The following is a 10,361-nucleotide window of genomic DNA, read 5'->3' on the forward strand; positions in this document are numbered from 1 at the left end:
CTGCGAGCGCGGCCGCCACTACGCAACCCGACGTCAGCCGTAGATGCGACGGCACTGCGCGTACAGGTTCCCAGGCAGCCCGCCCTCCCGGGCCAGCGCGTCGCACGGGGACGGGCCGTGCCGACCCGCTGCATGGCTCGTGCCACCGTGGTGGTGGGATCCGGCCGTGCCGCGCGCTGCGGCGTGGTGCCGCGCCGGTGCCTGTGGGACAGGGCGCGGAACGGCGTTGCGCGCTGGCCGTTCGGTCGCTGGTGCTCCCGTCGGCGCGGGTGAGGTCCTGCTGGCCGATGGAGAGGGAGAAGCCGATGGACTCGTCGAGGCCGTCGAGGGCGAGACCCCCGGATCTCCCGGACCGGCCGGCGCATGGAACCCTGCCGTCGGCGAAGCCGAGGCCGAGGCGCTCGAGCTGGCGGCGATCGGCGGCGGCCCAGGGCTCATCCAGTGGCGGTGCGCAGCGCACCCGCACATGCCGGACAAGGCGGCCGCTGCGAGGAGGGCCGCCGCGGCGGGGCGCAGGCCTGCGCTACTCACCCGCCGGTCCCCGTCAGCTGCACGATGCGTGAGTCGTAGCCAAGGCCGATGTCGGCGGTCAGGACGACGTCGGAGTGGTGCGTGAAGGCGCTGACTGAGACCTGGTGGTTGGGCCCGCACACCCGCGTGACCGTGTCTCCGCCCATGTAGAGGCTCCAGTGCGCTTCGATCAGCTTCAGCTCGACGCAGCCACCGTAAGCGGTGACGGTGCCGCGCACTCGGAAGCCCCCGTGCTCGCGCGTGACGTCCAGTTGCGCATGACCGGTGACGGACGAGTCGCCTGACGCCGCGTCCAAGGAGATCGCCTGGTACTGGTTGATGGCGCTGGCGCTTGTCGCGCCGACCGCGAGGACCGACGCGGTCATCGCGGCGGGCAAGAACTTCGTGCTCATGGAACTCATGCGTTGTCCAACGCGCACGAGCAGCAGGCCGACACGCTCCGGTCTCCGATCCCTTCCCGACCGGGCTGGCGGCCTGGTCGGGGACTGGTTACCCCCGCCGGGCCAGGTCACCGTCGAGGTAACCAGCGCAGGTCAAGGGCCTGATGGTGTCCCTGTCGGGCAGGGATCGGAGACGGGGACTGCGCACCGGCGCGCGGCGGCTGTTATGGCATCGCAACCGGTGGCGCCCGCACTGGTGACCGTAGCGGTGACCCGCGCGACATGGAGTGAGGGGCACATCCTGGAGGAGGAGTCCGTGTCCGGCATTCCCTTGCTGCTGCCCCAGCCCCCCGCACCCGTCACGGCGCTGACGCTCTATGTGCTCGTCGGGATCGCGCTCTGCGCTCTGGTGACGTTGCCGATCCCGGCACCCTGCGCGCGTCCGGGCGACGACCGGTTCGGCATCGAGCCCGTGTGCACGGTGGGCGCCGTCATCGCCGTGGTCGCGTGCGTGGCCCTGTGGCCGGCCGCCCTGCTCTGGACGACCACCCAGAATTTCTCCCCTCGCGCAGCCGCCGCCCGCGCGCACCGGCCGGCCCGTGCGCGCGCACGGCGAAGCACCCGCCGCAGTGCGCTGCGCACCGTGATGCGCAGCGACAACGAAGCTGCTGGGCAGCCGGTGTACCTCGCGCAGCCCACCAGCGTCGGCCACGGCACCGCCGACGACGCGCAGTGGGTCGAGGCCGCCGCAGCACGCGTAGTCGACGCGCTGACGGAGCGCAGGCTCCTGGACGCGGTCCTCGGCGCCCGCTCACTGGTATGGGACGTGGAGTTCGCCTTCGGCCCGAACAGCAGCCAGCTCTGGCACGCCACCGAGCTCCTCGCGCACGTATGCCACGAGATCGGCGACGACGCCCGTGCTGTGCGGCTGTACGCGCGTGCTGCCACGGGCTGGGCGCAGAATTTCGGCGCCGCCTGCCCGGACGCGTGCGCCGCCTTCGACCGTGCGGCCGCCTTGTGGGCGAAGGCCCGCGCAGCTGGTGAGACAGACCCTGTCACCGCGCTGCTCGTGGCCTCGGCGAGCCGGCTGTTCGGACGGGCCGGGATGTCCTACGCCACTGAGCACTGACCGGGCAGCACCGAAGACTGACCGATCCGCTTCTATCAGCTAGGCACGATCAGCCGTTCGCCGTTCTGCGGACTGGTGACCCGGTGCCGGTTGACCAGCAGCCACTGCGCGACGCGCTCCGCATTCCAGCGAGCAGCGGCAACGCTCCCGGTCCGGCCGCCCTTGAACCACAAGCGCTGGCCTTCGCTACCGGTCCAGCCGACCGACCAGCGCAACCGCTCCTGCAGCCGGGACTGGCTCCACGAAGGCCGACCCTCGTACTCCTCCGGTTCGATCCTGGCCCACACCAGCAGGTCGGTGTCCGGCACGAGGGCGCTGGTGCAGGCATGCTCACCGCCCGGATGCTGCCACAGCAGCGGCGTGGGCAGTGCGCCCAGCACGGACAACTGCGCGATCTGCGCGACCAGGTCGGCGACGTCCCACACCAGCGCCAAGACCACCGCGCCTCGCTGCGGTCCGCTCCAGTCCGCTGGGGCGTCCAGCAGCAGCTTGCCGACCTCCTCCTCGATCCGCTCCTCCGCCAGCTGCTCCTCCAGGGCGAAGTCCTCGATCGACTGGGCCTGGAACTCGCGGGGCTGGGCGGCTTCCTCCACGAAGCCCAGCGCCAAGCTCACCATGTCGTGCGAGACCGACAGCGCGACGCCGACCTCCTGCAGCTGCTCTGGCGTCAGTTGCTCCAGCAGGACGTGCAACTGCCTTGCCACCGCCTGGGTCGGCGCGCTCAGCTCCGGGTAGGTCACGTCGTCGTACGCCGACCTGCCCCATACGTAACCCAGCCGCCACAACTCAGTGAGCTCCGCGACCCTGTCCACCGACGCCAGCTGCTCGGCGAACCCCACGGCCGAGGCGACCAACGCCAGGGTAGAAGGGCTGTCAGCGGCTGCGGGATGGCCCGCGAACCGGCACAGCGCGGCCGCCCGATCCTCCAAAGGACCGAGCACCAGCTCGGCGTTGTCGAACCTGCCCATCAGATCCCCTTCCCGGGCGCTTCGCTCCGTTGATCCTGGCAGATCCGCCTTCCTGCCCGCATCGGGACTGGTGACCCGTCAGCCCCTCTGGTTACCCCGGTTGTTATCTGCTCGTGATCGTTCGCGGGTGGATCTGGTGACCGGAGCGGTGACCCTGGCCGGGTCTGCTTCCCGTGTCGGATCCCACCGATCCCCACGGAAGGCGACTGTGCATCACCACCCGAATGTCTCGCCCAACTCCGGCGCCGGCCGGGCCACCCTGGAGTGTGCCCGGTGACCGGACTGACCAACGCACTGGTCCGGCTGCTCGTCCGCTGCGGCGTGCTCCTTTGGCACGCCCCCGCCTGGGCGGCCGGACATCTCGTTCTCCTCGTGCTCCTGGTGCTGCCGCTCGCGGCGGCGGGCGGCTACCTGCGCGAGCGATTCATCCGCAAGATGCTCGGCCACCGCGTGCGCTACACCCTCAACCCGGCCCGTTCCTTCGACCCCGGCCCGGAGGAGATCATCCGAGGCGCGGCGGTCCTGCTCCGCGCCGCCCGCTCGGGGCCGTGGTGGGCGCCGGCCCCGTCGAAGGCGGTCCGGATCCGGATGCGCGCCGACGGCACCGCGGACACTCCCCTCGCCTACAGCCTCGAAGGACACGTCAGCGCCCGGCACATACTGTCCACCACGCCCTTCGACAAGGTGACGGTCGAGCGCTGCCGCCCCTTCAGGGACCGCGAGCGCAAGCACACCCTGCGCGCCGAGTTCGTGCTGCGCGGCGACCCCGCCTCCCCGCTGCGTGACGTCCCGCTCCAGCCGGACCCGCTCCAGCCCATCGTCGACGCGGTCGCCGCGGTGCGCGCTGACCTCGGCGATCTGGCCGAGGTCATCCTCGACCTCCAGCAGGTCCCGACCTGGCGCTTGCACCTCAAGCGCTGGCAGATGGTCACCGCCGCCCGCTCCCGCGCCCAGGAGGAGGCACGCAAGGCGACCCGGCGAGCCATCGCCGACGCCGACGCCATCGAGGACTCCTTCACCTACCAGCTCGCCCACCTTCTCGACGCCGCCTCCCACGGCCGGCAGTCCCAGGGCCGCGGCATGGCGATGCCGATCCGCCCCCGCCCCGTGGACACCCGGCAGGTGTGGGGACGCCTCGCCCACGACGTCGGCCTGGTCCGCATCCAGCTCCTGGTCCGCTGCGCGTCCGACCACAAGGGGCGCGCCGAACGCGCCCTGAAATCCCTCACCGCGGCGATGGACGTCCACGGAGGACGCTCCCGGCTGCGCGTCGACGGCACCCGGCTCGGCCCCTGGCAGTGGAGCGCCAACCACCTACTGCGGCGCGGGAGCTTCGACCGCAGGTGGAACACCGGGCGCTTCGCCCCCCACACGGACTCCTGGCTGGGCATCACGGAGCTGGCCGGCCTACTCAAGCCGCCGACCAAGTACTGCCGCCAGCCGCTCACCGCCGCCGCGCTGCCGGTCTACGAGCTCGGCGAGGCGCTGATGCCGCAGGGCTGGTACCGCGCCCCCGACGGCAGCACGCGGCTGGTCGCCTCGCCGCTGGACGAGTCGCTGTTCTCCGTGTCGGTCGGCAAGGCGTACTACGGCAAGACGACCCGCGCCGTCGTGCAGGCGATCGCAGTCGCGCTCGCCGGCGCCGGGGTGTTCTTCGTCGACCCGCACGCCGACTCCTGGGCCGCCGCCGCCCCCTACCTCGCCAACGACCAGCTGCGCCGCCGCGTCTGGAAGATCGACCTGACCGGCCGCGACGACAGCGCCCAACTGCCGTCCTGGAACCCGATCGGCATGGACAGCGGCCAGAAGGCACACGAGGTCGCCCGAGCCGCAGTCGACTCCTTCGCGCTCGTCCTGGGCTGGAACGACATCACCGCCCCCCGCGCGTCGACGATCCTCTTCAAAGCCCTCACGGCCCTGACTGAGATCAACCGCCAGGCCTGCGCAGCCGACCATCCCGAAGCACAGGCGACGCTGTTCCAGGTCCGTACCCTGCTCACCGAACCGGCCTTCCGCGAAGCCGTCCTGGCCACGCTCCCCGCCAAGGAGACGGCCTGGTGGACCACGACGTTCCTCGCCTACACCGACGAGGCGCTCGCCCCCGTCCTGAACCCCCTTGACCGTCTCGCCGCCGACCCGATCGCCCGAGCGCTGCTCGGCTCGCCGACCGGCAAATGGAACGCGCGAACCGCCATGGACCGCCGCAAGATCGTGTGGCTGTGCCTGGGCGGGACCGGCCCCATCCAGCGCCTCCTGGTCAACCTCCTGATGCGCGACGTGTTCCGGGCCGGCTTCTCCCGCGGCGACCTGGCGGAGAAGAAGCGCACCCCCTTCCACGTCTGGCTGGACGAACTGATCTCCCTCGATCAGGCCGGAGCCGGCGGCACTGTCGCCGACATCGTCGAACAGCTGCGCAAGTTCGGCGTCCGCATGCACGTGCTGGTTCAGCTCCTGGAGCGCATCAACCCCGCCACTCGCGCCTCCCTGCTGCAAAACGCCTCCATCCTCTCCAGCACGGCGGGCTCACTCGAATCGGTCGGCTCCATCACCGAGCAGTGGCACGGCGCCCTCGAGACCTCCGCCGTCGCGCAACTGCCCCGCTACCACCACGCCCTGTCCTTCACCCACCGGGGCAAGCAGCGCGGCCCGCTGACCGTCCGTGGCCCGCAGCCGAGCGAGGTCTTCGGCTCCCTGCGCAGCCTCACCAAGGTCGGCGCACTCGAGCGGACCAGCCAGCAGGCGGTCGGCGCGCGCACCGCGGCCTACACCAACCGGATCGCCGACCGGCAGGCCGACGTCGTCCTCGCGTTCCTCACCGCGCCCCGCGACCAGACACCCCGCCGCCCCCGCCGCCAGCGAGCGGCCGACCAGCAGCCCACCACGGCCACCACGACGGAGTTCCAGTGACCCAGCAGAGCCCCGCCTACCTCCTGCTCGCCTGCATCGCCCAGCACCGCATGGCGACCACCGCGCATCTCCACGCCCTCACCGCACCTGACCGCCACCCCAACACCACCCGGCGGCGCCTGCAGGCCCTGCACGAGCAGCACCTCACCGACCACGTCGTCCTCGCCCGCCCCAGCTCCCAGCAGCTGTGGTACCTCACCCCAGCCGGCCGCGACCTGGCCCAGCAACTGCCAGAGCTACGCGACCAGGACCTCCCGCCCGCCCCGGCCGAACCCGCGCTCGCCGCCCGCCTACGCGCCCAGCACACCGTCGCGGTCCTGCGCACCCACCTCGCGTTCCTCACAGACGCCCGCCGACGCGGCGACGAGTACGGCCCCCTCGACTGGACCCCCGAGGTCTACCACCGACTGTCCGAGTCCCGCTCCGAGGCCCTCATCCCGGACGCACTGCTGCGCTACACCGCCAACCACGACAGCGGCCGCACCCAGCTGCGCGCCTTCGTCGAAGTCGACCGCGCCACCATGAGCAGCGAACGCCTCGCCTCCAAACTCATGACCTACTCCCGGTTCCTCGACCACACCCCCTCCCCAGCCCCGGCCCAGCGGCGCACCAGCGCCAACACCGCGGCGCACCCCACCTGGATGCGGCACTACCCGGTCTTCCCCCGTGTCCTGTTCGTCCTCACCGACGCGTCGCCGACCACGCTGGAGAACCGCATCCACGACCTGCGCGCCATGGCGGCCGGCAACCCGTTGGCCGCGCGCCTGGCCCGCAAGGTCCCGCTCGGTGCCGCCGTCCTGGAGGATCTCGAAGAACAAGGGCCCTCTGCACCGGTATGGACGCCGCTGGCCGGCGAAGACACGACGCCCAGGGGGTGGGCCGAACTGTGAGCACCACCAGCTCCTTCGCGCGGATCCGCCGCGGCACCATGGCCGCGGACCGCTTCACCCAGATCGCCAACGACCTCTTCCGCGACCAGCGCCTCTCCTACAAGGCCAAAGGGATCTTCGGAGTCCTCGCCAGCCACCGTGACGGCTACGGCATCACACCGCGCCGCCTGGCCGAGCAGTCCACCGACGGACTGGACGCCATCAAGTCCGGGCTGCAGGAGCTGGAGCGCTGCGGCTACCTGGTACGCCATCAAGAACGCCGCCCCAACGGCACCCTCGGCCCCGTCGAGTACCTCATCACCGACACACCCGACCCGCTGCCCCCCAGCTCACCGCCGGTGACGGAAAACCCGTCACCGGCCCCGACCAGCCAAAAGACACAAAGCCGCAGGTCGCAGCCGGTGGCGGATTATCCGCTAGCGGCTGAACCGTCAGCGGCTAATCCCACCCCTAAGAACACCAACAACAAGAACACCAGCAAGCAGAAGACCAACCCGACCCGACCCCCCGCCCCCGAAGTCGGCGACCAGGACGGGGAGGTCGGGCAGCCAGCCCAGGAGCCCACCACCGCCCAGCCGGAACCGACGCCCGGTCAAGCACTCCTGTGGGAAGCGGCCGACCGCATCCCACAGCTCACTCTCACCGGGGCCACCGTGCGGCGCCTTGCCCCGAAGGCCGACGAACTGCTGCGCCGCGGCTGGACCCGCAGCAGGATCCTGACCGTCCTCACCGCCGACACCGACGACCTCACCCATCCCCGGGGAGCGCTCGCCTGGCGCATCGACGACCTCCTTGCCACACCCGTGCCGCAGGCGGAGACCACCCCGGCCGCCCAGCAGCGGGCCGCCGACAAGGGCGTGCACCGCGAATGCCCGGGCGACGAGGGAATGTGCGGCCGGCCGCTGACCGTCGGCGAGACCCTGTGCCGCAGCTGCTGCGCCACCGGCCACCACGCGACGGAAAATCCGTAGCCCGAGGAACGGTCCGCGATACAGTGGGCCCTACCTCCGGTAAGGGTCCAGCGGTCCCGGTCGGCCGGAGAGTGCGGCCGGGGGAGGAAGCCAACCTCCCGCCCACATTCCCCCCGGGAACGTGGAACCGGCCGCTTGCCCTTTCCGGCGTCGGGCCGTCGGGTCAGGGGCGCTTGAACTGACGGCGGGCCTGAGCCAGAGCGGACTGCCACGCGGCAAGAGGTGCCCCGCTCTCGTCGCTCGCCTGCAACACGACGGCGGACACCGGTTCCCCGGCCGCGTCCGTCAGCGCCTGCAGGCAGGCGCCGACCCGGGCCCGGTGCCCTTCGGAAGCAGCGCGGCGCCGTTCAGCCTCCGCCAGCACCAAAGCGGTGTCCCACCGCCGGCTGGGACGCGGAGGACCGGTGGTCTCGGCCGGCTCGATCGGATCCCCCAGGCTCCGCAGCCGACCCTGCGCGTGCGCGGAGGCGAAGCTGGCCGTGTCCGCGAAGCCCAGGACCGCAGCCGCCTCGCGCGAGCTCAGCGTCGGCTGGCCCATGTCGACGCCCGCCGGCTCCTGCGGGACGGGCCGACGTCCGCTGCGCGGCTCCCGGTTCCCGCGGCCCGACCGGCCGGCGTCCCACGCCAGCACGTTCACCCGAGTCCAACGCTTGCGCTTGTACCCCGCCGGGGTGACCTCGACCTCGTCAGGCTCCACGAAGTAGCCGGGCTTCGCGACGTAGGCCGTCACCGTCTGCTCGCGCTTCAGCTGCAGCAGGACCGCGATGTGGGAAGCTCGGACCAGGTCGCTCATCCAGGCCTCGACGGCCTCCGCGTCCCAACGCTCATCCGAGCACGGAGCGGGGAACCCGGTCTCCGACGCGCGAGCCACGAGGGAACGCAGCCGCTCCGGCGACACGCCGTACCGGGCGACGATGCCGTCGAAGTCGATGCCAGCGGCTCGAGGCATGGCCGCCCTCCTCCCAATCGCAGGACTCAAATAATAGATAGATGGGGCGTTGGAGTGCAAGGCACAGGTCGGCCCCGGCACGCCCCACGGGGGAAGGGCGCGGCCGGGGCCGAGAAACCGTCCGGCGGGGGACCGGACGGGGTCCGAGAGAACTTCAGCGAACGGTGACGAGCAGCACCAACAGCCTTCCAGTCGAGGCGGCGGGAGCGAACTGGTCGATCCGCGCGAACGGACCGCTGATCAGCAGAACCGCCCCCTGGGCCGCCGCGGCGCGCCGCCAGTCGCGAGTCACCAACGGACAGCCCTCGTACCAGAGTGCACCGTCCGGGGCGGTGATGGAGATGCCGCACCCGTGCTGGACCAGCGACCAGCCCAGCTGGGGGCCGCCGCTCAGTGGGCTGGGCCCGGCAGACCAACCCGCGGCCGACTCGAGCGGCCGCTCCAGGCCGGGAACCTGGGGAACCACCAGGGCGGGCAGCGAGCGCCAGAACTGCGGCCACGGCACGCCGTCGAATCCGCTGGCGAGCGCACCCGCGCGACTAAAGGGGCTGTCGGCCCGCGCCACAGAGTCGGTCATCGCGTCACATCCTGCGGTCGGCATGGTGGGTGGAGCCGTCGAACTCCCCGGTCAGCGGGTGCCGACTGGAGACGGTCAGTGTCACGTGGAACTCGAAGACCTCCTCAACCGGCCCGGGCATTCGCGCGAACGCGATGGCGTGGATCTGCATCTGCGGGGCCTCGCAGGCCCAGTCCGCCGCTGCCTGAAGCGCGTCCGCCTGTGTCGAGCCGACGCACACCACCAACGTGGCCGGGCTCACCGTGACGTCGCTGCCGCCTCCCGGGTCGCCGGCGAACCGGGCTGCCTCGTCGGCCTCGTGCAGACTGCGGGCCACGTCCTCGAACCGCCCCGGCACGTGACGGCCCCGCTGGACGATGGCGGAGTAACTGGGCTGCACGAGCGCGGGCAACTGGTCCTCGCTCACCGGCCGACCCTCGTGCACGCACAGTCCGGCTGCTCGCAGGCGCAAACGACGTCGACCTTCGCGCCCTCCCAGCCGTCGGGGTAGTAGCTCAGGCCGCGCGGGCAGGTGTCGTGATTCCCGGTCCGGCAGGGGCGCGTGATGTAGGGCCCGGCGAGCGGATCCCAGGCGCTATGCGTCGCGGCGCTGCTCGGGGAGGACGGGCGGCTTCGGGTCCGGGCGTTGGTCATGGGTGTTGCCCTTCAGGGTCAGACGGAGCCAGGCGACCTGTCCCGTGGGGCTGGAGTGCAGCCCGAAGGTGTCGCCGGTGTTGAGGACCGCGAGCAGATGCGGCCAGGCGTGTCGAAGGGAGTCGGTGACATCGACCTCGATGACGAGGGCGCCAGGCTCCTCGCTGACGCGTGCCTCGGTCCCAGCGAGGGCGGTGAGCACTTCTGCCGCCGAGCGCACCGCTTCGGTCTGGCGTGTTGTGCCCACGGCGGTCACCATCCGATCAACCTGCAACTACATTGGGTAGTTCTAGTTAACTAGATTCTAGCTAGTGGACTAGATTGTCAATCGGTGGAACTCTCCTGCAGACCAAGGGAGCAGCATGGTTGACGGCGCCTCAGCATCCGCGGCTGCCCCCTACCTGCGCGTCGCAGACGCCATGCGCC

At 71.5% G+C, this 10,361-nt stretch carries 10 protein-coding genes; 4 read left to right on the plus strand and 6 right to left on the minus strand.

The annotated features are described in order from the left end of the window. Positions 1–527 precede the first annotated feature (527 nt). The gene (locus tag TR48_RS23620; RefSeq protein ID WP_042370608.1) at positions 528–923 is read right to left on the minus strand and encodes a hypothetical protein; all 396 of its coding nucleotides are present in this window, start codon (positions 921–923) and stop codon (positions 528–530) included. 304 nt (positions 924–1,227) lie between these two features. Between TR48_RS23620 and TR48_RS23625 the strand changes: the two genes are divergently transcribed. Further along, the gene (locus tag TR48_RS23625) at positions 1,228–2,040 is read left to right on the plus strand and encodes a hypothetical protein (RefSeq protein ID WP_042370610.1); all 813 of its coding nucleotides are present in this window, start codon (positions 1,228–1,230) and stop codon (positions 2,038–2,040) included. A 35-nt stretch (positions 2,041–2,075) separates the two neighbouring features. Here the strand turns inward: TR48_RS23625 and TR48_RS23630 are convergent, their stop codons facing one another. Then, a complete protein-coding gene (locus tag TR48_RS23630; protein WP_042370612.1) occupies positions 2,076–3,008 on the minus strand; it encodes a hypothetical protein in 933 nt (310 codons plus the stop codon). Positions 3,009–3,281: 273 nt separating this feature from the next. On the opposite strand from TR48_RS23630, the gene TR48_RS43525 reads away from it, so the two are divergent. Genes TR48_RS43525 through TR48_RS39185 form a run of 3 tightly spaced genes read left to right on the plus strand, consistent with a single transcriptional unit; the run spans position 3,282 to position 7,776 of the window. Next, positions 3,282–5,915, plus strand: coding sequence for a hypothetical protein (locus TR48_RS43525; protein WP_052442932.1), 2,634 nt, complete (start codon positions 3,282–3,284; stop codon positions 5,913–5,915). Further along, the gene (locus tag TR48_RS43530; protein ID WP_042370613.1) at positions 5,912–6,805 is read left to right on the plus strand and encodes a replication-relaxation family protein; all 894 of its coding nucleotides are present in this window, start codon (positions 5,912–5,914) and stop codon (positions 6,803–6,805) included. Before TR48_RS43525 ends, TR48_RS43530 begins: the two co-directional genes overlap by 4 nt. Further along, positions 6,802–7,776, plus strand: a complete 975-nt coding sequence (locus TR48_RS39185; protein ID WP_052442933.1) for a helix-turn-helix domain-containing protein — start codon at positions 6,802–6,804, stop codon at positions 7,774–7,776. The genes TR48_RS43530 and TR48_RS39185 overlap by 4 nt, the downstream gene beginning before the upstream one ends. 163 nt (positions 7,777–7,939) lie before the next feature. Here the strand turns inward: TR48_RS39185 and TR48_RS39190 are convergent, their stop codons facing one another. The 4 genes from TR48_RS39190 to TR48_RS23665 form a co-directional block, all read right to left on the minus strand. Beyond that, positions 7,940–8,725: a hypothetical protein gene (locus TR48_RS39190; RefSeq protein WP_052442934.1), complete on the minus strand. Its 786-nt coding sequence runs from the start codon at positions 8,723–8,725 to the stop codon at positions 7,940–7,942. A 154-nt stretch (positions 8,726–8,879) separates the two neighbouring features. After that, positions 8,880–9,302: a hypothetical protein gene (locus TR48_RS23655; RefSeq protein ID WP_042370615.1), complete on the minus strand. Its 423-nt coding sequence runs from the start codon at positions 9,300–9,302 to the stop codon at positions 8,880–8,882. A 4-nt stretch (positions 9,303–9,306) separates the two neighbouring features. After that, positions 9,307–9,708 carry a hypothetical protein gene (locus tag TR48_RS23660; protein WP_042370617.1) on the minus strand — a complete coding sequence of 134 codons (402 nt, stop codon included), beginning with the start codon at positions 9,706–9,708 and terminating at the stop codon, positions 9,307–9,309. A gap of 168 nt (positions 9,709–9,876) precedes the next feature. After that, positions 9,877–10,182 carry a hypothetical protein gene (locus TR48_RS23665; RefSeq protein WP_152628139.1) on the minus strand — a complete coding sequence of 102 codons (306 nt, stop codon included), beginning with the start codon at positions 10,180–10,182 and terminating at the stop codon, positions 9,877–9,879. Positions 10,183–10,361: the final 179 nt, after the last annotated feature.

It is taken from the genome of Streptacidiphilus neutrinimicus, from assembly GCF_000787815.1.
GTDB classification, from domain to species: Bacteria; Actinomycetota; Actinomycetes; order Streptomycetales; family Streptomycetaceae; genus Streptacidiphilus; species Streptacidiphilus neutrinimicus.